This window comes from Thiomicrospira sp. S5 (assembly GCF_003991075.1).
GTDB classification, from domain to species: Bacteria; Pseudomonadota; Gammaproteobacteria; order Thiomicrospirales; family Thiomicrospiraceae; genus Hydrogenovibrio; species Hydrogenovibrio thermophilus.
The window spans coordinates 124503-148277 of the sequence record NZ_CP014470.1; the positions used below are offsets into that span (position 1 = coordinate 124503).

A 23775-nucleotide genomic window follows, 5' to 3' on the forward strand; every position below is an offset into this window, starting at 1 on the left:
CGGATGGCGCAGCGGTCGCGTTATGGCGTTTTGCTGGCCGTGGTGCTGGTCTTCGGTGCGCTGGCCGCTTGGAGTCTGCCGAAACTGACCCTGCAAAATCAACTGACCGCCTTCTTCCCGCCGGCCGAAACCACCGACCAAGCGGTGTTGTTCGACTCCCTGAAACAATCCCTCAATCAAGACCGCTCGCAGCAACCGTTAATGGTGTCGGTTCAACTGCCGTTGAGTGTGAATGTCACCCCAAATGACGCGGCCGTCATCAGTCAGACGTTGGCCACGGCGTTACGGGATCAGTCTTGGGTAGCCGAGGTTCGGAATGCTCCGTCGCCCGTCTCCGCTTGGAATCAGGCGCCTTTACGGGAATATCGTTACCTTCTGACCGATTTTGACCTGGAAACCTTACCGTCACGGCTGGACGATTTGTGGCAAGCCTGGCAAATGGGATTGGTGTTGGATAAAACCACCGCCCTCAGTGACCCGACCCAGCAATGGTTCCGTTATTTGGGGCAATCCCGTGTTCAGCAGGCGGTGCCCACGCTTTCCGGTGTTTGGGGCGAAGTGGAGGCTGCCGAAGGGCCATCCGAATTGGCGCAATCGGACGCCATGCAATTGCTGTTTCTGGTGACATTCAAACCGGCGGCTCTGGCCAGCCATTTGCAAGCGGTCGAACCGGTTTTGCGAGCGGCGTTAGTGAAATCGGGTGTTCCCGAAATGGATAGGGTGGGCGTGAAAATCGTTGTGTCCAATGTGGCCTGGATTGCCCAACAGGCGCGCCACGACATTGAACAGGACGTCAAATGGTTGTCCGTCATCGCGACCTTGTTGGTATTGGGCTTTCTGTTTTGGACGTTTCGTCGTCCGCTTTGGGTGTTCCTGAGTTTTGTGCCTTTGGCGGCGGGCACCTTACTCGGTGCGCTGACGGTCCAAGCCGTTTTCGGCACCATTGAAGCGATGACACTGGCCTTGGGTGTGGTTTTGATTGGCGTGGCGGTGGATTACCCGATTCATGCCCTAGCGGCGCTCCGACAATCGCCGCAGCAGGCCTGGCGAAATTGGCCGGTGATTCGTCTAGGCGCCTTAAGCAGCCTGGTTGGCTTGGGCAGTTTGATGTGGCTGGACATTCCCGGAGTGCAACAGATGGGATTGTTTGCCGCCGTCGGCCTTCTGACGGCGTTGGGCATGACCCGTTTCATTCTATGGGTGCTGTCGCCGGTGACGTCCCTTCCAACGGCTGTGAAAATGGACGGCCGCGACCAAGCGGTACCAACCGTTCGCGATGGTTGGAAATGGATGGGGTTGACGGCTTTGGTCTTGGCGCTGCTGTGGTGGAAACCCATCGTGTGGCAGGACGACTTGGCCAGTTTGAGTCCGGTGCCGCCCAGCTTATTGCAACAGGACGCGGATTTACGCCAAGCGTTCCGCCAGCCGGAAGCCAGTCAGTTTTTACTGGTGCCAGCCGACTCCATGCAAACCTTATTGCAACGGCAGGAAGCCTTGACGGCCAGTTTGGCGCAGTTGAAAACGGACGGCGTTATTCAAGGCTGGTTGGGCCTGTCCGACTGGTTACCGAGTGTGCAGCGCCAGGCCCAACGCCTTTCGGCCTTGCCATCGGCCGATGCGCTGAATTCGGCTTTGGCACAAAGTGACACCTCGTTACAGCCCAAACATTTTCAGTCGTTTGTGCAAGGTTTGAAAGCCTCTTCGACCTTGCCACCGTTGGATTGGCCGCGATTTGAAACCCTGGCGCTGGATTGGCAGCAGGCTTTGTTGCCGACTCTGATTACCGAGACGGCGAACGGCGTGGTCGGAAAGATTCTATTGCAAGGCGTGACTCGGCCAGCGAGTTTGGCAGACTGGAGTGAGGCGCAGGGCATTTTATATTTCAATCAGCGGTCGCTGGTGGCGGAGTCGGTGACTCAATTACGTTGGGAACTGGCGTGGGGATTGTTTGGATTGTTGCTGGTGTTTGTATTGGGGCTCCGGCTGGCCACCGCCAGTTTCGCCCAGGCCTGGCGGATTTTACTTCCGGTGGTGTTCGGGCTGGGCTTGAGTTTGGTGAGCTTGTCGGTGTTCGGGCAAGCGGTGACGGTGTTCCATTTACTGGCCGGTTTTCTGGTGGTGGCGATCGGTTTAGATTACAGCCTATTCGCACACCAAGCACGTCAGCAGATCCAAGCTTCGCAGGAAGTGCCTCAACGGGATGATGCCATGTCGTCGGTCACGATTGCATTGATGACCACGATTCTGACGTTTGGCTGTTTGTTGTGGACGTCCATCCCGATTCTGGTCGCCATCGGCCAAACCTTGGTTGTCGGCGTCATCTGGGTGTACCTTCTGGCGCGTTGGCAGAATCGGGTGTGATAAGACCTGTGCACGAGCCAATGACACGGCTAAAAAAGGTTAAAATGCACGGCTTCTGCGTTAAAAAAACTTGGCAATAGCTAAGGCTATTACCTGCGTTTTTTGCCTTGAATTCGCCCATTTTCCCGCTTTTTTATCTCGCGCCCTGACTCGCGCAAAGGTCTTGAAGTAACCTCGCCTGATTCAGAAGTCGAGCCGAGTCTGGGGAAGCACTTTAAACAGGTTGTTTGGAACTCTCAATCATGGCCACCAGCGTATTCACCGCGGCGGTGGGTGATTTGACGAAATAGTTTTTCGGGTTCCAGACGTAACCGCTCAGAACCGAGGTGATGGATTGCTTGATGCGTTCGTCTTTGTGTTCGGTAAAGAAAATCGTTTGCAGGCGGCTGTCGTACCAAGATTCCACGAATTCTCGAAACACATTGATGCCGCGCATCATGTAATCTTCATATTCGGTTTGCCAGTCCACGGCGTCGCCCTGCAATTCTCGCAGCGTTAAATCCGCCGCAACCGACCCGGATTCCAAGGCCAAGGTCACGCCGGAGCTGAAAACCGGGTCAAGGAATTCGGAGGCGTTGCCGACCAAGACGAAGTTATCGCCGTACAGTTTTTTCACCGCGGCCGAATAACCGCTCAAAGAACCGACGTCATTGATTTTGGTGGCGTTTTTGTAGCGTTCTTTGGCGCACGGATGGGTGTGGACAATATGATCCCAAAAAGCGTCGTCGGTCATATTGAACGATTGGAAAAATTCTTCGGTACAGACGATGCCGACCGAGGTGATGCCGTCGTTAAACGGGATGTTCCAAATCCAGGCATCGTTGTCACCGTAAACGTCGACGTAAATGTAGCCGTCGGTGCCGTCGGTGGGGCGCACGTCATTCTGGACTCGGCAGAAGGTGGCGCGTCTCAGTGCCAGTTTCGGTTTGGCGTCCAGATTCAGTAAACGGGGCAAAACACGGCCATAGCCGGAGGCGTCGATGACTTTTTTCGCCTGGTAGGTTTCGGTGTCGCCCTGTTTGGTTTTGACGGTGACGATGTTGGCGTCCGGGTCGTAAGCGGTGACTTCGGATTCGAATTCCACATCCGCGCCTTTGCGTTCCGCGTCTTTCAACAGTTCATGGTCGAAAATTTCGCGTTTCACTTGAAAGGAACTGTTGAAGGGCTCGCCGAGGTTGTTGTCGAAATGGAAAATCTCGAATTCCCGGCCGGTCTGGAAGGCGACACCGCCTTTAAATTGGAACCCGGCCGCTTCGATGCTGTCGAGCATATTGGCGTCGTTCAGCAGTTGGTTGCAACGGGGCAACAAGGATTCGCCGATGACAAAACGCGGGAAGACCTGGCGTTCCACCAGCTTGACGTCATAACCGGCTTGGACCAATTTCGCGGCGGCGATGGAGCCGGCCGGACCACCCCCGATAATGAAGACATCACAGTGTTTCAAACCTGTTTCCTTTGCAAGCGAACGAGAAGCGTTAAGTCTATCAAAAAAACCGCCAATCGGTTGTGTTTCCAGCGCTTTTGTGAGAAAGTTTGTGCAATTTTCACCGGAACCCTTTTCACCTCGTGAACACCCTCGACATCCAAGACCTTTCCTACCAATACCAACCCGGTCAGCCGGTGCTGAAAGCGCTCGATTTGCAGATGAAACCAAGCGGCATTTTGGGGCTGTTGGGTATCAACGGTGCCGGCAAAAGCACCTTGATTGGTTTGCTGACCGGTCAGCTCAAAAAGCAATCCGGCGATTTGACGGTGCTGGGGTTGGATTATGCGACGCATCGCACGGATATCCTGAGACAAATTGCGCTGGTGCCGCAAGGCTATGCGTTTTACCCGACCCTGACGGTGCTGGAAAATTTGCAGTTTTTCGCCGACTTGCGGGCGGATTTGGGGGAGCGGACGCAACGTGTTGAGGACGCCATCGCGTTTTGTCAGCTGGAAACGCACCGCCAGCAAACCGCCGATCGGTTGTCCGGTGGCCTGAAGCGTCGCTTGAATCTGGCTATCGGTTTGGTCAACCGCCCGAAACTGTTGTTTCTCGATGAGCCGACGGTGGGTATCGACCCCATTTCCCGTGATTTCATTCTCAAGGCGATTCGTCAATTGCGCGACCAGGGCGTGGCGATTGTCTATACCTCGCACCACATGCAGGAAATCGAATTGCTGTGCGACCAGGTGGCGTTGTTGCATCAAGGTGAAGTGCGTTTCCAGGGAGAATTGGATGTCTGGCGGCGAGAAAGCGGGGTCAAGCTGGAAGTCGAAATCGACCAGACCTGGTCAAATTTAAATCATTTACCCGCTTTTGACGACTTTTGCCAACAAAACGGGTTTATCGTTGATGGAAATAAGGTGTCCGGACGATTGCCGTCCGACATCGATTTGGCGTTGATTGACCGGCAAGTAATGGCGTTTTTAAACCACCTGCCGGGCGCGAAACTGCAACGCTTGTCGATGCAACCGCTGGATATGGAGACGCTGTTTTTCGAATCCGTGCAACCGGACGTGTTGGCTGCCTTGAAACACGCTTCGCAGTCGGATATGGCGCTTGAGGATGTGAGCCATGTTTAAGGCCTTATTGCAGAAAGAAGCCCGTTTGATTTTGCGGGATGTCTATGCCTTATTGGTGCTGTTTTTGATGCCGGTGGTGTTTGTGGTCATTATGTCGATGAGTTTGCAGGAAGTGTTTTCCGACAAACAGGCCACGGGCGCCAAAAACTCGGCCGCTTCTGCATACGGTGGCTTGAGAATCTTTGCGGTGTTCGACGACAACATCTCCCAGGCCTGGCAGAACGACTTTCTGAATCTGGAAAGTTTTGATGTCCTGCCGATTGAAAACAGCCCGCAAGCCATCGCCGATGCCCGGCAAGCGACGTTGAGCGGGGAGCGCTTGGCCTTGATACAGGTGCCGACCGATCTGGTGAAAAAGCTTAAACGCGGCGAGCCGATTCAGACACCGATTCAAATCGACTATTCTCCTGTGGCGCCGAGTTATGCTCGTTCCTTGTTGAAAGCGGCGTTGATGCGCAAACTGGTGGAAAAGAAAATTGCCGTGACCTTCGCGGCCGGTTCCCGCTCGGCGAGCCGACAGCAAGAGGTGCCGGAGTTGGATATCCGCAAATTCCTGGGGCCGACCGTGTTGAGCGAAGACAATTTGTCCTATGGTACGACCCAAGTGACGCCGACCTCGGTGCAACAGAGTGTGCCCGCCTGGTTGGTGTTCGCGATGTTCTTTATTGTGATTCCGTTTTCGGCGACCTTGTTGGTGGAATTGAACAACGGGACGCTGGAACGGCTCAACACCTTTCCGATTGCCAAACAATGGATTCTGTTAGGGAAGCTGTTGCCTTATATGCTGATTAATTTGCTGCAAACAGGGCTGATGTTTCTCACGGGCGTATTTTTGGTGCCGTTATTGGGCGGAGAAGCGTTGCAGTTGAGCAGCAATGCTTGGTTATTGTTGCCGGTGTCGTTGGCGTTGAGTTTGACCGCCATCAGTTTTGCGTTGTTGATTGCGGTTTGGGTGAAGACCCATGAACAGGCCTCAACCGTCGGCGGCGTCAGTAATTTGTTGATGGGTGCCATGGGCGGCGTGATGGTGCCGGTGTTCGTGATGCCGGACGCCATGCAAAAGCTCGCCGCTTTTTCACCAATGAACTGGGGCTTGGAAGCCTTTTTGGAAATTCTGTTACGTCAGGGGGATTTCCAATCGGTATGGCCCTATATCCTGCAACTGCTCGGCCTGGCGCTGGTGTTCTTTTTAGCGGCCTATTGGCGTTTGCAAAAACGCCTGACCCAGCCGGATCATTGAGGGTGGCTATCGCCTGTTTTTATGTTTTTAATACGAAAATCACCGATGCGATTCGGTCGCTGTCCGGATAAGCCGGGTAACGTACAGACGTCATTTCCAAACCCAAGCGGGTGAATAACTCGAACCAATCGGCTTCGCAACGTTTGAACCAGGGATGTGGTTCTCGGAAGCTGTCCGGCAAGCCGGCCCAGGAATTGGCCTCCCATTCGCTTTTTGGCGCGTCTGAATACAGGGTTTGAATCGCTAGCCGGCCGTTCTGCGGCGTGAGGCAATCGCGTAATCGCTGCAATAGTTCCACGACGGATTCGTCTTCGAATAATGAAAAATTGCAGACAATGCGATCGAAAGATCCTGAAAAACGGTCGCAGTGTACTTGCTGATAGGTGAGGTGTCGGTAATCGCCATCGCGATCGTCTACGCGAGCGGTGTCGATTAAGGCCGCGCAGCCGTCGAAGCCGGTGAAGTGTGCATCGGGGCGTTCGGATTTCAGGGCGCGAATCAACCAACCTTCGCCGCAGCCCACATCGAGAAGCGACGACCAATCGGGTTCCGATAATAATTGTTCAACGATGGCGGCATCGGTCACCAGCCGACGAGAGGCCAAGGCGTTTTCCCGTACGGTTTTGGCCCAGGCCTGGGCATTTTTGTCCCAAGCGTCCAAAATGCGTTGCGACACCGTCATCGCCACTCCAATGTGGTGGTGACGATGAGGTATACGCCGATGACGAGAAACACGCTGGCGGCGATGCGTCGAATCAAATCCTGACGGCGAGGGCGAAGCAATATCGTTGCTCGTGCCGCACTGACGGCATACAAGGCCTTGGCACCGCCGACGGTCACCAGTGTGAGGAATAGAATCAATAAGATATCGCCGGTTTCGAGTTGTTCCATGGGGACGAAAGCAGGGAAAAACCCGAAATAGAACAGAATGGCTTTTTGGTCGCCGAGGGTAAACAATAAGCCTAACCCGAAGCTCGCGGACAGGGTGGCGTGGGTGGTTTGCGTCACCGGTTTCTGTTCCGGGGGACGGCGCAGCAATTGCACACCGAGCCAGATGAGGTAGCCGCCGCCGAGATACGTCAACAACCTAAAGCCGGGCTCAAAGTGGTCTGCCAGCCATTTCAACCCGAAAAGCGCCACCAGTGTGAACAGCAGATCGGCGCTGACAATGCCGGCGGCCGTTGCCAAACCATGGCGCACCCCGAACAGGCTGCTGCGACTGGTGACCAGCAGCACGCTGAGGCTGGGCATCAACGCCATGATGAGCAATACCGCGCCCATCGCCAGCCAGATATCGAACGTCAGTTGGAATGTCATGTCCAAGTCCCGATCCGAAAATGGAAGGTCTCCATTATGACGGTTTTAAGCCAAAAGTGCTATCCGTGGTGCCCCCTGAAAACCGCCAGGCCTGGAGGGATGTCGGTTTACTTGGATGTTATTTGAATTTCGCCATTTGATTGTAGAGCACCAGCTCCTGATCGGCAATGCGACGTAGGAAATCGGCGGCTTCTTTTAAGGTGTGATTTCCGCGCTCTTTGCTGATGCGGGCGCACAGCAAAGCGAATTCGCGCCACTCATCGCCGATGGCGACAAAGGCATCGGCCCATTCATTCAATTCCGGGCGCTGGATTTTCTCGGCGGCTTCCTGCAAAAAGGCGGCGTACATATAGCGGAAACCCGCGCCGCCGGTGCCGATTTCTTCCTGCATCCGTACGATGTGGCCGAGAAACAACTGGCGGTAACGCTTGCTGTCCTTTTCCAATTTTTCGATGCGTTTCGCCACCAGTTTCATGCCGCCCACACCGGAAATCGGCGTGATGTTGCGTTTGCCGTTGGCCTTGCCGGTAAAACGAATGGCTTTGGGAATCAAGGTGTCGTAATCGATGCTCTCCGGCACCGACTCGAAGTAATACAAACGGCCGTTCGGCGCCAGTGCGCCTTTGGCGAAGCGTGCTTCGCTCAGGCTGGCGGCATCGGTGGTGACGGTGTGTGAAAACACCGGGTCGCTGATGTGGTATTGCGATTCGCCGTCCACGGTTTCTTTACCGAAAACCAATAGGTTGTGGGCGTTGAAATGAAACCGCATTTCTTTCGGGAAATAGGGCAGAAAGAACACCGAGGTCTGACAACCGACCAATTCGCCTTCGGCCAGTTTTTGGTCGAGAAAGGCTTGGCCGTCGGCTTCGTTTTTGAAGGTTTTAAAACGAATTTTCAAGCCTTTGATGCGCCATGACAGCATTTTTAAAATCATGCGCGGCGGCATGCGATAGGCCATCAACGGCAAGCCATTGATTTTAACAAATGGCAGATACGCATAGGTTAAGCCGCTGGCGAGGCCAAAGACCATGGCTTCGGATAAGTCGAGGCCGTGGGCGTGGAACAATCCGGCGGCGGCGCCGGTTTCGCAGTGGGCGGCTTGTTGATGTTGGAATTGAGATAAATCAGGCATAGAGAGTCGTTTTTTACAGAAAGTTAGGACTTGGCATGGTCGGTTTCGAGGGTGTTTGGCAGGCGTTTCAGCGACTCGACAGACAATCCCATCACTTTGGCATATTGTTGCAGGCGTTTGTCCGACAGGCGGTTAAAGACGGCCGGTTTGAAGTGACGCCGGATTTGCCATTGGAATTTGCCCATCGCTTGCGCCAGCATCGGCACATCCAGTCGTTGATGAAGCATGTGGTATTCTAATGGTGAGGTATCGCCGTTTTGGGCGCGCTGCCAGGCATCCCGAGCCTGCTGTTCGATTTCATCGACGGCATCTTTCAAGGCCTCGATTTCCGCTTCCCAACCTTGGGTAGAGGCGGTAGCGAGTTTGCCGTCGCGGCCGACGGCGTAGACCACTTTGGTTTCGCCTTCGTAGATGTCGTCGGCTTGTTGGGGCACGTCATCGACCTTCATAGGCTGTTCCTTTTCACTTTAGACCACTTCCAATAGCATAAAGCCGCTGGAAAAACGGCCGCTTTCCGGTACGAAGCAGAGCAGCTTGTTGCCGCTTTTCAAGCGGCCGGATTTGACCAGTTCATCCAGCATAATGAAAATTGAGGCCGAGCCGGTGTTGCCTTTGGTGGTCAGATTCGTGAACCATTTTTCCTGCGGAATGACGAAATGCATGTCCGCCAAAGCATCGGCGACCTTGTGGTAAAAATACATTGACGAGATGTGTGGCAGGAAATAATCGATGTCATCGGCCTGCAACCCGGTTTCCGCGACCAGCCTGTCGAGGGTTTTGGTGATGGCGTAAGGCACGATGTTATCGTTGAGGAGTTTGACGTCCTGTTTGATGGCCAGCACGCTTTCTTTCATCAAGGCAGCCCCCTCGTAACGATTCCAACCAATCAGGTCGCCGTTAGCTTGCTTGGTGGCCCCGGCATACATACAGGTTTCCAGTTCGTTGGCATAAGACAGGGTTTTGATCCAGTGAATTTTCAGGCTGGTGGTATCGGTGCGCGGTTGCGGTTCGATGCAGACCGCACCGGCTCCATCCGACAGCATCCAGCGCAGGAAGTCTTTGTCGAAACCGATTTCCGGGCGGGTTTCAAGCTGTTCCAGCTTGGCTTGGGTCTCGGCTTCGTAATTGCGAGCGCGCAACAGGATGGAGGCGGTTTCCGATCCGGTGGCGACGGCCTTGCGGCTATCGCCGTTGCGCACCGCCAGATAAGCGTATTTCAACGCCATCAAGCCGCTGATGCAAATGCTGGCGGTGGACACGGTTTCGCAAGGCGGACAGGCCAGTTCGCCATGTACCATCACTGCATGACCGGGCGCGATTTGATCGGGCATGGTGGTGCCGCACGCCAGTAAGTCGATTTGATTCAATTCATTCTTCGAGGGAAACAAATTGCGAATGGCCTGCGCGGTGAGTTGCGCGTTATTGCAAACCGGCTCCTGCGTGTTGGGGTCTAGAACATAATGGCGGGATTGAATGCCGTTGTTGCGCAGAATAATGCGTTTGGCGCGAGACGGCTTGCCGTTGATCATGCCGAGCACGGATTCAATGTGGTCGTTATCGACCGGTGCATTGGGCATTTCGGCGGCGGTCAGGGTGATGTAGGCTTCCGGCCGGGCATTCGATGTCTGGGGCGCTACGGACATGGAAAATCCTTCAACCGTTCGGAACCGGAGCCGGACGGCGCTTCAAAGTCGGTTTCAAGCTGATCCAGACGGTTTTTCAATAACGGTTTGAACAGCTTGCGCAGCAGCATCGTGAGGGGCACCACCGTGATGATCATCAGCACCAAAAACAGAATGTAAATCACCAGAACGGGTTTTCGTTGCCGGCTTCCGCTAGGGCCGATGGCGCGCAACAGTTTGCCCCAGATGTGAAAACTGCGGGCGCCGATTTTTTCCGACTGCAGCAAGCTGGCATCGGCTTTCACCGCTTCCAGCCCGGTCAGCATGGGCGCGTCGGTGATGACGTCCTGGGTTTCCAGCGTTTGACGAATGGCGTATCCGAAACGGCAGGCCTGGCGGATTTCGTCGGGGGCAATGCCGGCATCGGGCAAATTGAGAACGCCGCTTTTACGACCGGTCAGCAGCCAGACTGGCGTAGTGATGAAGGTGGCCAGAGACGATCCCTGGTCGGTCAGCACCACATTATCGATGAGTTTGGCACCGGCGGCGGCCAGCAAAGCTTTGACTTTCAAGTGCGCCTGACCCCACATATTGCGGCAACCGATGACGGTGATGACCGGGGTGTCTTTCAAGATGGCCTGACCCTGTTCCGATTTGAGAAACGCGGTGGTCGGCAGGGACGGCGATAAAAACCAAGGCTGGTAACCGAGAATCACCAGATCGTAGCTTTCGTCCAAGTCGAGTGGTTGATTGTCGGGGGCGTCCAGATAGACGCATTCCGGAAAAATGTCGAAAAACTGGAAAAACGACCAGGGAAATGGATAAGGCTGCTTCGGCGAGAGCGCACGGCGTGAAACGGTCACGGCGTCGCTGTTGGAAAGCGGCTGCTCAATGGCGTCCAAAACGGCGTTGAGTTGGCCGGTTTGACTGTATCCCAGAATCAGAATTTTTTTCGGCATGCAGGCTTTTATAAAATAATTTAATAATGGGGTTATTTTACCTTGAAATGAAGGTTTTTTGAAAAAAAACCGCCCGGTCATTCCGCGCTTGGCGGGGGTGGTTTTCTATGCGTCCGGGTGGGCGATATGAGGCCGTTTTGTCAGAGATTTGACCAGGCCTGGCAGGTTTAGACCTTTGCGGAGCAGCTTACCGGCCACCATCAAAGTGATTTGGGTGATGTCGAAGCCCGGCCGAAAATGACTGGCTCGGCGTTCTTCCGGATAACAGGAGGCGATGGGCACGAAGGTGAACCCAAATCCGGCGGCGGAAGCATCAATCAACACTTCACTTTCAAAGACAAAGCCGGAAGGGTTGACGGCATTGGTTTTCAGGTTGCGGATTAAATCAATGGGATAGAGCCGGAAACCGGACTGGCTGTCGGTAATTGGGCTGGAGGCCGCCCAGCTGACCCAGAAGTCGGCGATTTTATTGGCGATCAGGCGAGCTTTGGGCGCATTTTCACGGTTTTGTAAACGTGCGGCGATGACCATGTTTTGAGGGGTTTCTGCAAAGGCCGCGAGCAGTTGCGGGATTTGTTGCGGGTCATGTTGGCCGTCACCGTCCAACGTAATAACGCACTCCATGCCGAGCTCGGTCGCTTTGGCGAAGCCGGTCAATAAGGCACTGGCCTTGCCGCGATTGTGTTCGTGCTCCAATAATAACGCCGGGGTTTGGCGAACCAGCTCGGCGGTATTGTCTTGGGAAGCGTCGTTGACGACCAGAACGTTCGGGGTGATGGCCAGTGCGGAATCAATGACATCGGTGATGGTCAAGGCTTCGTTGTAAGCTGGAATCAAAATGGCGAAAGTGGAAAGTGTCATAGAACTCAGTGAATTTTGGCAAGCATGCGTTTGTTGTTAAGCCATCGGCTGACCCGTGCGCCGGTATGATACCAATGGCTGAAAAAAGCTTCCATGAAAATTTTATAACAGTTTGTCCAGTGGCCGTCAAAACGGTCTTCGGCGGCCACCAAGGTGACGTCGAACCCTAGTCCCTTCGCCAGTGCCTGACAGCGGTAAAGGTGATAGCGATTGGACAACAAGTCGACTTGAAGCGGGTTGTCTTGTCGGGCCAAAAACAGCCGGGCCTGTTTCAGGTTTTCCAAGGTGTTGCGGGAGGATTCTTCCAATATCAATTGCGATTCCAGACTGGGTTGGCGGTGCCGTAAAAACGTTTCGCCGGCCTTGGCTTCGGACACCGAATTGGGCGCGGTGATGCCGCCGAGCACAAAAATGGGCTGGTCGGTCTGCAAGGCGAGCACACGCTGTAAACGGGCGCGATAATCGTTGTCGATTTGGTTATGGTGTAGCTGTTTGCCAAACAGGATTAACGGGCGTTGAATTTGGGAGGGTGTGGGCGCTTGCTGTGCGGTTAGGTAGGTTTTGAAGATGAGCCAAAGCCAGGAAAGGCCAAGGGTGGCGAGGATGAATAAGGTCGACAAGACGAGCATGAGCAGCCCGTCCCAATCGACCCCTTGCTGGGATGCGCTTGAGGTTAAGCGCATGCCAACGCCTTAAAGTCCGATCAACTGCACTTGGATGCGGTTGTTCAGGTTCTGAATCCAGCTGTTGTAGTTTTTATGGATGGTGCCTTTAGTCGAATCATAGTCTAGGTTGACGCTGGAGACATAAATCAAGCTGTATTCTTTCGCGGAATATGGAATGGAAATAATCGCTTGGTGGGTTCTCAAGTTCAAAGTGCCTTTCAGTTTGCCCTTACCGTCATCGCTGATAATCCAGCCCAGCCCGGCACCGGCGGTACGAATCGCTTTTTTGACCTGCTCGGCGGTCTTGATGTTGGATGGAACCGGTTGTGATTCCATATTACGGATTGACTGGCCCGTACAAGCCGTTAAGGTGGCGACTAAGCCTAGTACCGATAGACCTAAAATCAGTTTTTGAACCATGGATTTCATTTGTGTTTATCCTCCTGAATCGATCGCAATAAATGGTGTGTTTCTAAAAATGGAAAACCCCATTAAAGTACCATTAATAGGGAATTTGGTAAAGTCAATTTCGTATATTTGCTTAATCTGATCGGGCTTTGATATCCGTTTTGGAAAGTTAATGTCAGATCATGCCACCGTTGATATTCAGCACTTGGTTGGTGATGTAGCCGGCCTTGTCGGAAGCCAGGTAACTGACGGCGTGGGCGATGTCATCCGGTTGCCCGGCGCGTTGCATCGGAACGGCTTTTTTGATGACCTCCGGCGGGAAAACATCTTGTGTCATATCGCCTTCGATAATGCCGGGAGCGATGACGTTGACGGTGATTTTGCGTGAGGCCAGTTCCAGTGCCAGGGATTTGCTGGCGCCAATCAAGCCGGCTTTGGCCGCAGCGTAATTGGTTTGACCGCGGTTCCCGGCCACGCCGGCAATGGAGGCGATGTTGATGATGCGGCCCCAGCGGGTTCGAATCATCGGCATCAGCAGCGGTTGGGTGACGTTGAAAAAGCCGTTCAGTGACACGTCGATGACCGATTGCCATTGTTCTGTCGTCATGCCGGCCATTACGGCATCGTCGTGAATCCCGGCGTTGTTGACGACGACTTGAATCGGCCCTTGTGCCAATAAGCCATTGAGTGCGGCTTCTACGGTCTCGGCCTGGGTGATGTCGAATTGGACGGCTTCTGCCGACAGCTTTTGTGCGGTTAAATCGGCGACGATGGCCTCGGCTTTGGCCAGATTGTGGTTGGCGTGCACGATGACGTGAAAACCGTCTTCGGCGAGTTGTTTGGCGATGGCGGAACCGATGTCGCCGCTGCCGCCGGTGATGAGCGCACGTTTGAGTTTGTCCATAAATCAGTCTTCCGGGTGTATGACCAGCGCTCGGCCGCTGCAAACGGTTTGGCCGTTCTGGTCTTGCAGTTCGAATTGATAGAGTTTTGAGGCGTCATCCGCCATGAGCTGTGTGGCCTGGCCGGTCAGCACGGTGGTTTGTGGATCGAAGTCGCCAAAGGTAATGTTTTTAACACTCGCCAAATAACCAGGCCTGGGCGTTTTTGAAGATGGCGACGCCGTGTTTTCGGCTCCGGCTTGCGCCTTTAAACCGCCGTGAATGGCGATGGTTTGTGCGCCGAATTCAATCAGGTGAAGTTTCGACAACCGGCCGTCGCGTTTCAGCGGGTGGTTCGGGTCGAGATGACGGGTGGTGCGGCATTGTACACTGTCGTCGTCAAATGCGGTGACGGCTTCCCACAGGCACATTTTGTCCGAATGCGGAATCAGACGGTGCACGGTGTCGAAATCAAAGAGCATGTCGTTCATCCGTCTCATCTCAATCGTGTTGAACGGGGGTTAACGTCAGGTTGGCCGTCAATTGTGACGACACCGGAAACGCGAATTGCCCGGCTTGTTTTTGTGCGAGGCGTTGCAACAGCGGCAGAGCCTCGGCCGCGACATTGTCGCCGAACCAGTCGTGTTTGGCAGCCTGGACCTGGCCCGGCGCGAGTGACAAAGACAGTTCGGCCAGAGTCCGGTCGTTGGGTTGATGCGACAGCACCAAGCCGAATGCGAAAGGTTGCATCGCCGGTTGGTAACTTTCGATAATCGGGTCAATCGGTAAATCGTACACAATCAGCAGCACTTTCGGATGGCTGTCCGACAATTGCGATAGGGCTTCGATGAAGCTGTTGGCGATTTGGTATTCCCCGGCGGAAATGGCGGAAGCCGCTTGTTGGTTGTGCTGGCCGATCATCCAGTAACCGGCGGGGGCATTGTGCACCGAATTGTGAAAATGAATCGGCGAAATCATCGGCTCGTCCTGCAGAATCGCACTGGTCATTTTCGCGGAAATTTCGGTGTCGCCGTCGACGCAGGCAAACAAAGTCGGCATGGCGGCGATGGCTTCCGGAGCATAGCCGGAAACCGTCTCTTCTGCGGTGCGTAACGCCAGTTTAATGGTTGGCGTGGTGCGGCGTCGTTCATTGGCAGGTAAAAACTGCGGGCTGTATTTTGATAAGGGTTCGGACTGATACGGCGCGTCGCCGATCAGAACCGTTTGCGAGGCGTCCCAACTTTCCAAGCCGGGTGCTTGCAAGCCGATGTGTTCGATGTACGCTTTCATACCGGCCCTCCGGTTTTGTCGATGTCGGTTTGGCTGAAAATCAGGCAGGCATTGTTGCCGCCGAAACCGAAGGAATTGCTCATGCAATGGCGTAATGCGGCCGACTGCGTCTTTAAAACCGGCGTCAGCGATAAGGCGTCGTCGAGCTGTTCGCAGTTCAAATTCGCCCAGGCCTGCTGGGATTCAAGCGCCAGTTGGCAGAAAATCGCCTCGGTGATGCCCGCCGCGCCGAGCGTATGGCCGGTAAACCCTTTGGTGGAGCTGAGTAGCGGAGTCTTGTCAGCAAACAAGGTGTTGACGGCCTTGGACTCGGCGAGGTCGTTACTGGGCGTGCCGGTGCCGTGCAGGTTGAGGTAGTCAATGTCTGCGGGCGCAAGTCCGGCCATGTTCAGTGCCTGTGCCATGGCGTCGTGTGCGCCTTGGCCGTCGGGGTGCGGTGTGGAAATGTGATAGGCATCGCTGGTTTCGCCAAAGCCGGTGAGTTGAATGGGGTTTTCGCCAGGCCTGGCGGTTTTCGAGGCTTTTTCCAACAACATAAAGCCGCCGGCTTCGCCGATATTGATGCCATCACGGCGCGCATCCAATGGTCGCACGATGTCGTGACTCACCAAGCCCAGCGCGTTGAAGCCGTGGATGGTGGTCAGGCACAGGGTGTCGACACCGCCGACCAGCACTGCATCGACCAAATCGTGATCCAGCCAACGCGAGGCGGTCGCGAACACCTTGGCGCTGGAAGAGCAGGCCGTGGAAATAATCAGGCGAGGGCCTTGCAGCGACAGGGCGTCGGCGCAGAAATCCGCCAGCGAATTCATGCGATGCGTGGTTTCATAATGATAATCGTCGGAGAACTGCCCGTTTTGTTCGCAATAAGCCAATACCTGTTCGGTTTCCAAAATACCCGAAGTACTGGTGCCAAGCGCCAAACCGATGCGATGTGCGCCGAAGCGGTTAACCACTTCGGCAACTTGCTCGGCGAATCCGTCGGTGATTAACGCTTGCCAGGCCAGGCGATTATTGCGGCAGTCGTAATCGCTTAAATGCGGCGGTAAGGCCGGTAAGTCGGTCACTTCCCCGTAGAAGGTTGCCAGTTTGGTTTCCAGAGTTTGGGTATTGAGCTTTAAGCCGGTGGTCTCATTTTCAAGCGCATGGCGGTGGGCCTTCAGGCCGACGCCCATGCCGGAGACAAGGGTTGAAGCGGAAATTTGGATTGGATAACGCATAGAGCTTTTTCAAAAAACGAATTGCCAAAAGTATAAAGCATTCAGGGGTTTTTGTGGCGCTTTTAATGGCTCATCCATGTATCATTTAGGGCTTGTTGACGCCGTTCGGAGGCTATTTTGTTGGCTTGAATTGCCAGATGTCTTTCAGGGAAACCTGTGAGGTTTTGCCGATGAATTGCAACAGGGTCTCCGGCGGTTTTTCCGGGAACACCCAGCGGCGCAGATAGAGTTCGCCAACGAATAAGGCGGTGGAACCCAGAAAAAAGCCCACTTCGATGTAATCGGTGAGGTCGTGGCTCAACAGTATCCAGCGTCCGTCGAATAACCCACTCCACAGCTTGGCGAGCAAAATCAGGCTTAATAAAATCACCCAAGCCCAGGTGACGCCACGGGTATAGTGCCGGTCGCGTTGGGTCAACTCCGCCTGCATTAGGATGGCGTAACGGGTGATCAGCGGCGTTTGACCGGGCCGTAAGCTTTGGATGAAGAGGCCGTAGATGAACAGGAATAACAGAATCGAAGCGGTTTGGACGACGTGCCGTAACCAGCCGTCGGCAAACAGTAAAATGCCTAAAATGGCAGTGAGTACCAGTGCGGGAAAGAACAGGGTTTTCATTTATTCCAGTCCTTGAACCGTTTCGTCGGATTGATAGAAGTTCCAGGTAATGGCGAAGCCGAAGGTTTCCGAACGGGTGGTTTCCATTAAGGGACTGTTTTCGTAAACGCTGCCCGAGAGGTCGCGAAGGCGGTAAAAACCGCCCAGCCAGAAGTCGTTGACGTGCCAGTTCAGGCTGAAAACATACGCCAGGCCGGCGAAGCCGCCAGTGGATTTGTAAGCCGGACGGACCGCAGTGGCTTCATCGTCGTCCACGCCGTAAAAATAGTTGTTGTTGCGGGCGGTGGCGAAGTCGGCGCGTGCGCCCAGGGTGATTTTCAAGCGTTCCCGTGCGCTGAAGCCTTGTCGAAAATAATAATAGAAGCCGGGCGAGGAGAAAAAGCCTTCCTCGTGGATGGACTGAAAGTCCGAGGCCAAGACCCAGCGCACCGGCCATTCGAATTTGAATTCGTTGAGGTCATTGCGGTACAACCGGGCCTTGACCACCGGGCCGATACCGATGGAGCCGTCCAGATCGTCCATGCCTTCGCGGGCTTTATTGTCTTTGCTGGACACCGGAATGGTGCCGGAAATACTCAGGTCAAACTCCAGGTTACGGTATTCGTACAGCGGTTTTTTGATTTCGCGCTGGTCGATGGTAAAGGCATCGCTGCGGTAGGTGATGTACGGAAACGGCACAATCAGGTTGTTTTGTTCTTTGGAACCGGGGTAATCCGGATAACTGACCAGGCCTGGCCCTAAGCCGATTTCCCATTTGGGCAGGGTTTGTTGCTGTGCGTGGACGGGCAACAGTAAAGCGCTCAGGAAGGCACAGGCAAGGAGACGAATGGAAAGCGGGTTCAGCATGGGCTTATTATGCCCACAAATGACCCAAGAAAAAAGACAATCATCCGGCAGTTGCATTTATTTCGGGGTCGATTAGAATCGAGAGCAATATATGAACCGTGCAAAGGAAGCTTGAGTGAACCAATACGTCATTTTTTACGATGCCGAGCGGGCGGAGTTGTTCGAATCGGATATCAAGGCTTTGTTGCCGGTTGAATCCTGCGAGTTTGTGGCTTATGACGGTCAACGACTGGATGATTACCAGCCCGACTCCCCCGTGTTGTTCTGGTTGAGTGACGACGCCCTTTATCAATTATTACCCTTGGCCTCGAAGCAGGGCTGGACCATCGGGTTCATTCCCCATCCGGAAATGAACCGCATTCACCGCAGTTTCTCGATTCCGAAAAATCCGGCGGAAGCTGTGGAAGACATTCTGTCAGTGGAAGCGCCGGTGTCGGCGGATTTGATGTATTGCAACCACCACCTGGTTTTGAACTCGGTGATGCTCGGCAATCCCGACATGATGAAACCGGCGGCGCTGGTGGATGAAAGCGTCTGGTGTAAGCTCAAAAATTTGTTGTTGCTGGTGTTCAGCCTGAAAAAAATGTGCCTGTTACCCTATAAGATGGTCACGGCTAAAGAGACGGTGGTCAATACCGCGGCTTTGGGCATTTCCGTGGTGTACCGGCCGAGTGCCAGTGAGTTCACCAAACGGGTGGTGGGGGAAACCGAGCAGGACGAAGCCACGCTGAATGCGGTCATACTGGCACCGCGAAGCATGTCGGAGGTACTGCATTTTCTGCTGACCAAAGTCCTGCCGAAGCGGGTGGTGTCGAAAGGTGTGCTCGCCGGGTATTTGGGGCATATTAAAACCGAAAGCATCAGTCTGTCCGGTTCCGGTCAATTGGACTTCAGTATCGACGGACAATATTTCAATGCGGAGAAAGTGGATGTGGTGGTGGAGCCGGATGCGTTGCAGATTCTCAGCAGCCATTTGCCGGAAAAAATCAGCCATAAGGACTTGAAAGAATCGGTGCGGGTGGCGCGTCTGCCGAAAGGCGAGGCGGTCAAAGCCCTTGCGAATCGACCGTTTCCCCTGATCCACCATGCGGATCAGGAGGAAATTAAGGAGGTCTTTTTGACCTTGCGCGAAAACGCCCAGGCCTCGGAATCCTATAAAGTGTTGATGGTCCTGGCGACCTTGCTGGCCACGGTGGGGCTGTTCGCGAATTCGGCCCCGGTCATCATCGGCGCGATGATTCTGGCGCCGTTGATGGCGCCGATTATTTCCCTGTCGATGGGCGTGCTGCGCCAGAATGTCGATTTGGTGACCGAAAGCGCCAAAACACTGGGCGTGGGGATTTTATTGGCGCTGTTTTTCGGCACGCTGCTGACGGTGATTACCCCACTCAGTAGCGTGAATCATGAAATCAGTGCACGTCTGAGTCCGACCTTGTTGGATTTGGGTGTTGCCATCATTTCCGGTATTGCCGCGGCTTATGCCAATGCCCGTTCCGAAGTGGCGAAAAGTTTGGCCGGTGTGGCCATCGCCGTGGCCTTGGTGCCGCCGCTGGCAGTGTCATCTATCGGCATCGGTTGGTGGGATTGGCCGGTGTTCTGGGGTGCCTTCCTACTGTTCATGACCAACTTGGCGGGTATCGTTTTGGCGGCGGCCGCAACCTTTTTGGTGTTGGGGTTCAGTCCGTTTCAATTGGCGAAAAAAGGCTTGTTGCTGTCGCTGGCGTTTGTGGCGATGGTTAGTATTCCATTGGTGTTTGCCTTCAGCAGCTTGGTGCAGGAACAACAGGTGGCTTCGGCGCTGAAAGATTTTCAGATGGAAGGCATTGTCTTGAAAGATGTCAAAATCCGCAGTGGCGAGCCGATGCTGGTGTCGGCCAAACTGGTGTCGGATCATTCATTGCGGGATGCGCAAATCGAAGCGGTAAAACGGGAAATCGAAACTCGGTTGGGCACGGAAATTCAGTTAGAAGCGATTACGGCGGTGGTGAAGTAGACATAAAAAAACCTGCGCGAGGCAGGTTTTTTATTGGATGATGAAACGAACGTCTTAGCCGTTTTGGGCCGCCAAGGCTTTACGCTTTTTCTCAATCAAGTTGTGGATGATTGGTGACATCATCAAGTCCATGGCTTGTACCATGTGAGAACCGTTGCACACCAACGTGGTGTCGTTCTGTAGGAACGCGCCCGGGATTTTGTCCTTGATGGCATTCAAATCGACGTCTTGGTGTCTGACGTGGCAGATGATCAAGGAATCTTCAGGAGCCGGTCCCATCGGCGCATCGTCCGACATGGTGGAGAACGGATCGGAGGTATCGATCAACGGTACACGGTGGAAGTTGATGTGTGTACGGTGGAACTGTGGAACGATGGTTTCGATGTAATCCGGCATACGCTCTAAAATGATGTTGCGAACTTGCTCAACCGAGTATGGACGCTCGGACGTGTCGCGGTAGATTTTTTGCATCCATTCGATGTTGATGGATGGTGCCACACCGATGCCCAAGTCAACGTATTGCGCGACATTGTGCATGCCTTCTTCCGGACCGTGATCCATACGCTTGACCATGCCGTGCAGGCCTTCGTAGAACAGGATGTCTGTGCCTTCCGGAATCGGTTCCCAAGGGGTGAATTCACCGGAAGAGAAGTTGGTGCCCAGGCGTGCATTGTGCTCGTCCGCTTCTTCATCGCTGTGGATGTAGTAGCGACGTTTACCGGTACCGTTTTCTTTGTATTCTTTGAACAAAGCTTCCAGTTCACCGAATTCGTTGGCTTTTTCGGAAAAGTGTGTCAAGACCGGACCGCCATCGGCTTTGGATTCCGCCACTTTTTCTTTCATCTCGGCACGGTTGTATTTGTGGTAGCTGTCGCCTTCCACAATCGCCACATTCAATTTTTCACGCTCAAAGATTTTTTCCACAGCGCGTTTTACAAATGATGTTCCGGCTCCTGAAGAACCGGTCACTGTAACAATTGGATGCTCTACTGACATTGATGTGTCTCCTATTGTTTTATTTACACAGTCGTGTAAATCGACCCTTTTTAGGGTCTTTCTAAAGTTTAAAAATAAATTTCGGCTATTAAAAACGATTTATACCGTTTTGTTAAAGATGAAATTTTGACCGTTTTGTGATATTCAAAGAATCGGGTTAAACGTCGATATTCTCTGCCTGAAGGGCATTGGATTCGATGAATTCACGTCGGGGTTCCACTTCATCCCCCATTAAGGTGGTAAATACCTGGTCAGCCTGAATCGCATCAGAAATTGTCACTTGCAAGAGTCGTCGTGCTTCGGCATTCATCGTCGTTTCCCATAACTGCTCCGGGTTCATTTCACCCAGACCTTTATAACGTTGAATGCTTTGGCCGCGTTTTGCCTCAGCGAGTAGCCAATCCATGGCATCTTTGAAGTGTGAAACCGCTTCTTGTTTTTCGCCGCGTTGAATATAAGCCGTATCGCTCAGTAGCCCTTTCAGTTCGGTGGCCACCTTCGCAATCTGTTCATATTCCGCCGCGGCAAAGAAGTCCTCGTCATATATCTGCGAACTCAGTGTGCCGTGCTCACGTTGTTGCAGTCTCAATTGAAATTTCGTTTCGCCTTGTAAAGCCGGTTCAACTTGCAGTTGGTATTCGACTTTCTGGTTCTCGCCGATGGCTTTCAAGCGCGGCAAGGCTTCGGCTACCCATTTTTCACAGGCGGCATGGTCGTTCAGCATGGCGACATTGACCGACTCCAGATCCAGCATCAATTCCAGGAAGGTTTTGCTGAAACGTCTGGCTAAACGGTCGATGATACGATTGGTCTGCAGGAAGCTTTTCGCCAGGTTTTCCAGCGCCAGTCCTTGAATCCCCGGAGCGTCTTTCGCGGTGTACAGCGCCGCGCCGTCCAGTGCCGATTGCAGCAGGTAGTTTTCCAGTTCCGCATCGTCTTTCAAGTAGGCTTCCTGCTTGCCTTTCTTGACTTTGTAGAGGGGCGGCTGGGCGATGTAAATGTAACCGCGCTCCACCAACTCCGGCATTTGACGATAGAAAAACGTCAACAGCAGGGTGCGGATGTGGGAACCATCGACGTCGGCATCCGTCATGATGATGATGCGATGGTAGCGGAGTTTGTCCGGGTTATAGTCTTCATGACCGATCCCGCAGCCCAAAGCGGTAATCAAGGTGCCGACCTCAGCGGAGGCCAGCATCTTGTCGAAACGGGCCTTTTCAACGTTGAGGATTTTCCCTTTCAACGGCAAAATGGCTTGGGTGCGTCGATCGCGCCCTTGCTTGGCGGAACCGCCGGCGGAGTCACCCTCCACCAGATACAGTTCCGACTTCGCTGGGTCTTTTTCCTGACAGTCGGCCAGTTTGCCTGGCAGACCGGCGATGTCCAAAGCGCCTTTACGGCGAGTCATTTCACGGGCTTTACGCGCCGCTTCACGGGCGCGGGCCGCGTCGACGATTTTGGCGAAAACCGACTGGGCGTCTTTCGGGTTTTCCAACAGGTATTCGGCCAGCTTCTCGTTCATGGCGGTTTCCACTGCGGACTTCACTTCGGAAGACACCAACTTATCTTTGGTTTGTGACGAGAATTTTGGATCCGGCACTTTGACCGAGATCACGGCAGCCAGGCCTTCACGGGCGTCGTCACCGGAGACGCTCATCTTGTATTTCTTGGTCAGCCCTTCTTTCTCGGCATATTGGTTCAATGTCCGCGTCAAAGCGGCACGGAAACCGGATAAGTGCGTCCCGCCGTCGCGTTGTGGGATGTTGTTGGTAAAGCAGTAAATGGCTTCCTGATAGGCTTCAGACCACTGCATCGCCACTTCCACCGTGATGTCGTCTTTGACGGTGGAGAAATAGAACACTCTTTCGTTGATCGGCGTTTTGTTGGTGTTGATGTAGTCCACAAACGCCTGGATGCCGCCGTCGAATTGGAAGATTTCATGGCGGTCATCGCGCTTGTCGATCAATTCGATGTGAACACCGGAGTTTAGGAACGACAGTTCACGCAAACGCTTCAACAGGTAGTCGAAGCTGAATTCGGTTTGGCTGAAAGTTTCCTTGCTCGGCAGGAAACGGATTTCGGTACCGGTTTCTTCCGTGTCTTCCATGGCTTCAAGCGGTGCGTCCGGCACCCCGTGGCGATAGGTCTGTTTCCAGACGCTGCCTTCGCGCTTGATGGTCAAATGCAGTTCTTCGGACAGGGCGTTGACCACGGAGACCCCAACCCCGTGCAGACCACCGGAAACCTTATAGGAGTTGTCGTCGAATTTCCCCCCGGCGTGAAGTACGGTCATAATGACTTCGGCCGCTGAAACGCCTTCTTCTTCGTGCAAGCCGACCGGAATCCCGCGTCCGTTATCGGAAACGGAGACCGAGCCGTCGGTGTGAATGGTAACGATGACCTTGTCACAGTGTCCGGCCAAGGCTTCATCGATCCCATTGTCGACCACCTCGAACACCATGTGGTGCAAACCGGTTCCGTCGTCTGTATCGCCGATGTACATCCCCGGACGCTTACGAACCGCATCCAGTCCTTTCAGGACTTTGATCGAGGAAGAATCGTATTCTGCTGGTTGAATCGGATTTTCAGCTTCTTGAGTCATAAATGAGTATCTTCACATTGTTGTTTTTATGGGGTTAAGGTGCAAAATTAGCCAAGCAATTTTACCACAAATTGTGTTTTTTTGTAGCGCTTAAGAGGGGCGGCCGTTTTGCGATTTAAGTGGTTGATTTATTAGATAAATAAAAAGGCTGAAAAAAACGACTTTCGGCAACGGATTGAGTTGGGATATTCAGCGGAG

At 53.8% G+C, this 23775-nt stretch carries 22 protein-coding genes; 4 read left to right on the top strand and 18 right to left on the bottom strand.

Features of this window, described 5'->3' with window-relative positions:
* The first annotated feature begins 3 nt into the window (after positions 1–3).
* The gene (locus AYJ59_RS00545; protein ID WP_127119006.1) at positions 4–2361 is read left to right on the top strand and encodes an MMPL family transporter; all 2358 of its coding nucleotides are present in this window, start codon (positions 4–6) and stop codon (positions 2359–2361) included.
* A 214-nt stretch (positions 2362–2575) separates the two neighbouring features.
* On the opposite strand, the gene AYJ59_RS00550 is transcribed toward AYJ59_RS00545, so the two are convergent.
* Entirely contained in the window at positions 2576–3805 is a 1230-nt protein-coding gene (locus AYJ59_RS00550; RefSeq protein ID WP_127119007.1) for an NAD(P)/FAD-dependent oxidoreductase, read from the bottom strand.
* A 122-nt stretch (positions 3806–3927) separates the two neighbouring features.
* On the opposite strand from AYJ59_RS00550, the gene AYJ59_RS00555 reads away from it, so the two are divergent.
* Together AYJ59_RS00555 and AYJ59_RS00560 are read left to right on the top strand one after the other, a co-directional pair.
* Positions 3928–4929 carry an ABC transporter ATP-binding protein gene (locus tag AYJ59_RS00555; RefSeq protein ID WP_127119008.1) on the top strand — a complete coding sequence of 334 codons (1002 nt, stop codon included), beginning with the start codon at positions 3928–3930 and terminating at the stop codon, positions 4927–4929.
* On the top strand, positions 4922–6169 hold the full coding sequence (locus tag AYJ59_RS00560) for an ABC transporter permease (RefSeq protein WP_127119009.1): 1248 nt from the start codon (positions 4922–4924) through the stop codon (positions 6167–6169). The genes AYJ59_RS00555 and AYJ59_RS00560 overlap by 8 nt, the downstream gene beginning before the upstream one ends.
* A 19-nt stretch (positions 6170–6188) precedes the next feature.
* On the opposite strand, the gene AYJ59_RS00565 is transcribed toward AYJ59_RS00560, so the two are convergent.
* The 15 genes from AYJ59_RS00565 to AYJ59_RS00635 form a co-directional block, all read right to left on the bottom strand.
* Complete coding sequence (locus AYJ59_RS00565; protein WP_127119010.1) at positions 6189–6851, bottom strand: class I SAM-dependent methyltransferase; 663 nt, start codon at positions 6849–6851, stop codon at positions 6189–6191.
* Entirely contained in the window at positions 6848–7486 is a 639-nt protein-coding gene (locus AYJ59_RS00570; RefSeq protein WP_127119011.1) for a LysE family translocator, read from the bottom strand. Before AYJ59_RS00570 ends, AYJ59_RS00565 begins: the two co-directional genes overlap by 4 nt.
* 118 nt (positions 7487–7604) lie before the next feature.
* Positions 7605–8618: a BtrH N-terminal domain-containing protein gene (locus AYJ59_RS00575; protein WP_127119012.1), complete on the bottom strand. Its 1014-nt coding sequence runs from the start codon at positions 8616–8618 to the stop codon at positions 7605–7607.
* 23 nt (positions 8619–8641) lie between these two features.
* Positions 8642–9067, bottom strand: a complete 426-nt coding sequence (locus AYJ59_RS00580) for a hypothetical protein (protein WP_127119013.1) — start codon at positions 9065–9067, stop codon at positions 8642–8644.
* An 18-nt stretch (positions 9068–9085) separates the two neighbouring features.
* Positions 9086–10261, bottom strand: coding sequence for a beta-ketoacyl-ACP synthase III (locus AYJ59_RS00585; RefSeq protein WP_127119014.1), 1176 nt, complete (start codon positions 10259–10261; stop codon positions 9086–9088).
* Positions 10252–11199 carry a dialkylrecorsinol condensing enzyme gene (locus AYJ59_RS00590; protein WP_127119015.1) on the bottom strand — a complete coding sequence of 316 codons (948 nt, stop codon included), beginning with the start codon at positions 11197–11199 and terminating at the stop codon, positions 10252–10254. The genes AYJ59_RS00585 and AYJ59_RS00590 overlap by 10 nt, the downstream gene beginning before the upstream one ends.
* A 105-nt stretch (positions 11200–11304) precedes the next feature.
* On the bottom strand, positions 11305–12060 hold the full coding sequence (locus tag AYJ59_RS00595; protein ID WP_127119016.1) for a glycosyltransferase family 2 protein: 756 nt from the start codon (positions 12058–12060) through the stop codon (positions 11305–11307).
* A 5-nt stretch (positions 12061–12065) separates the two neighbouring features.
* Positions 12066–12743, bottom strand: a complete 678-nt coding sequence (locus AYJ59_RS00600; protein WP_127119017.1) for a YdcF family protein — start codon at positions 12741–12743, stop codon at positions 12066–12068.
* A gap of 9 nt (positions 12744–12752) precedes the next feature.
* On the bottom strand, positions 12753–13154 hold the full coding sequence (locus tag AYJ59_RS00605; protein ID WP_068646666.1) for a hypothetical protein: 402 nt from the start codon (positions 13152–13154) through the stop codon (positions 12753–12755).
* 154 nt (positions 13155–13308) lie between these two features.
* Positions 13309–14037, bottom strand: coding sequence for a 3-oxoacyl-ACP reductase FabG (gene fabG / locus AYJ59_RS00610; RefSeq protein ID WP_127119018.1), 729 nt, complete (start codon positions 14035–14037; stop codon positions 13309–13311).
* 3 nt (positions 14038–14040) lie between these two features.
* Positions 14041–14505: an ApeP family dehydratase gene (locus AYJ59_RS00615; RefSeq protein ID WP_127119019.1), complete on the bottom strand. Its 465-nt coding sequence runs from the start codon at positions 14503–14505 to the stop codon at positions 14041–14043.
* Positions 14506–14515: 10 nt separating this feature from the next.
* Entirely contained in the window at positions 14516–15304 is a 789-nt protein-coding gene (locus tag AYJ59_RS00620; protein WP_127119020.1) for a beta-ketoacyl synthase chain length factor, read from the bottom strand.
* Complete coding sequence (locus tag AYJ59_RS00625; RefSeq protein WP_127119021.1) at positions 15301–16524, bottom strand: beta-ketoacyl-ACP synthase; 1224 nt, start codon at positions 16522–16524, stop codon at positions 15301–15303. The genes AYJ59_RS00620 and AYJ59_RS00625 overlap by 4 nt, the downstream gene beginning before the upstream one ends.
* Positions 16525–16636: 112 nt before the next feature.
* Positions 16637–17140: a hypothetical protein gene (locus AYJ59_RS00630; protein ID WP_127119022.1), complete on the bottom strand. Its 504-nt coding sequence runs from the start codon at positions 17138–17140 to the stop codon at positions 16637–16639.
* Positions 17141–17986 carry a MipA/OmpV family protein gene (locus AYJ59_RS00635; RefSeq protein ID WP_127119023.1) on the bottom strand — a complete coding sequence of 282 codons (846 nt, stop codon included), beginning with the start codon at positions 17984–17986 and terminating at the stop codon, positions 17141–17143.
* A 115-nt stretch (positions 17987–18101) separates the two neighbouring features.
* Between AYJ59_RS00635 and AYJ59_RS00640 the strand changes: the two genes are divergently transcribed.
* Positions 18102–19979: a DUF389 domain-containing protein gene (locus tag AYJ59_RS00640; RefSeq protein WP_127119024.1), complete on the top strand. Its 1878-nt coding sequence runs from the start codon at positions 18102–18104 to the stop codon at positions 19977–19979.
* A gap of 54 nt (positions 19980–20033) precedes the next feature.
* Here the strand turns inward: AYJ59_RS00640 and AYJ59_RS00645 are convergent, their stop codons facing one another.
* Positions 20034–20975: a phosphoribulokinase gene (locus AYJ59_RS00645; RefSeq protein WP_127119025.1), complete on the bottom strand. Its 942-nt coding sequence runs from the start codon at positions 20973–20975 to the stop codon at positions 20034–20036.
* Between the two features lie 157 nt (positions 20976–21132).
* Positions 21133–23577, bottom strand: coding sequence for a DNA topoisomerase (ATP-hydrolyzing) subunit B (gyrB, locus tag AYJ59_RS00650; RefSeq protein ID WP_127119026.1), 2445 nt, complete (start codon positions 23575–23577; stop codon positions 21133–21135).
* Positions 23578–23775 lie beyond the last annotated feature (198 nt).

Coding starts and splice junctions, on each gene's coding strand:
- fabG (WP_127119018.1), bottom strand. CDS start 14,037: ATGGACAAACTCAAACGTGCGCTCATCACCGGCGGCAGCGGCGACATC.
- AYJ59_RS00635 (WP_127119023.1), bottom strand. CDS start 17,986: ATGCTGAACCCGCTTTCCATTCGTCTCCTTGCCTGTGCCTTCCTGAGC.
- AYJ59_RS00595 (WP_127119016.1), bottom strand. CDS start 12,060: ATGACACTTTCCACTTTCGCCATTTTGATTCCAGCTTACAACGAAGCC.
- AYJ59_RS00585 (WP_127119014.1), bottom strand. CDS start 10,261: ATGTCCGTAGCGCCCCAGACATCGAATGCCCGGCCGGAAGCCTACATC.
- AYJ59_RS00645 (WP_127119025.1), bottom strand. CDS start 20,975: ATGTCAGTAGAGCATCCAATTGTTACAGTGACCGGTTCTTCAGGAGCC.
- AYJ59_RS00600 (WP_127119017.1), bottom strand. CDS start 12,743: ATGCGCTTAACCTCAAGCGCATCCCAGCAAGGGGTCGATTGGGACGGG.
- AYJ59_RS00625 (WP_127119021.1), bottom strand. CDS start 16,524: ATGCGTTATCCAATCCAAATTTCCGCTTCAACCCTTGTCTCCGGCATG.
- AYJ59_RS00575 (WP_127119012.1), bottom strand. CDS start 8,618: ATGCCTGATTTATCTCAATTCCAACATCAACAAGCCGCCCACTGCGAA.
- gyrB (WP_127119026.1), bottom strand. CDS start 23,577: ATGACTCAAGAAGCTGAAAATCCGATTCAACCAGCAGAATACGATTCT.
- AYJ59_RS00605 (WP_068646666.1), bottom strand. CDS start 13,154: ATGAAATCCATGGTTCAAAAACTGATTTTAGGTCTATCGGTACTAGGC.
- AYJ59_RS00570 (WP_127119011.1), bottom strand. CDS start 7,486: ATGACATTCCAACTGACGTTCGATATCTGGCTGGCGATGGGCGCGGTA.
- AYJ59_RS00615 (WP_127119019.1), bottom strand. CDS start 14,505: ATGAACGACATGCTCTTTGATTTCGACACCGTGCACCGTCTGATTCCG.
- AYJ59_RS00620 (WP_127119020.1), bottom strand. CDS start 15,304: ATGAAAGCGTACATCGAACACATCGGCTTGCAAGCACCCGGCTTGGAA.
- AYJ59_RS00545 (WP_127119006.1), top strand. CDS start 4: ATGGCGCAGCGGTCGCGTTATGGCGTTTTGCTGGCCGTGGTGCTGGTC.
- AYJ59_RS00580 (WP_127119013.1), bottom strand. CDS start 9,067: ATGAAGGTCGATGACGTGCCCCAACAAGCCGACGACATCTACGAAGGC.
- AYJ59_RS00565 (WP_127119010.1), bottom strand. CDS start 6,851: ATGACGGTGTCGCAACGCATTTTGGACGCTTGGGACAAAAATGCCCAG.
- AYJ59_RS00560 (WP_127119009.1), top strand. CDS start 4,922: ATGTTTAAGGCCTTATTGCAGAAAGAAGCCCGTTTGATTTTGCGGGAT.
- AYJ59_RS00630 (WP_127119022.1), bottom strand. CDS start 17,140: ATGAAAACCCTGTTCTTTCCCGCACTGGTACTCACTGCCATTTTAGGC.
- AYJ59_RS00590 (WP_127119015.1), bottom strand. CDS start 11,199: ATGCCGAAAAAAATTCTGATTCTGGGATACAGTCAAACCGGCCAACTC.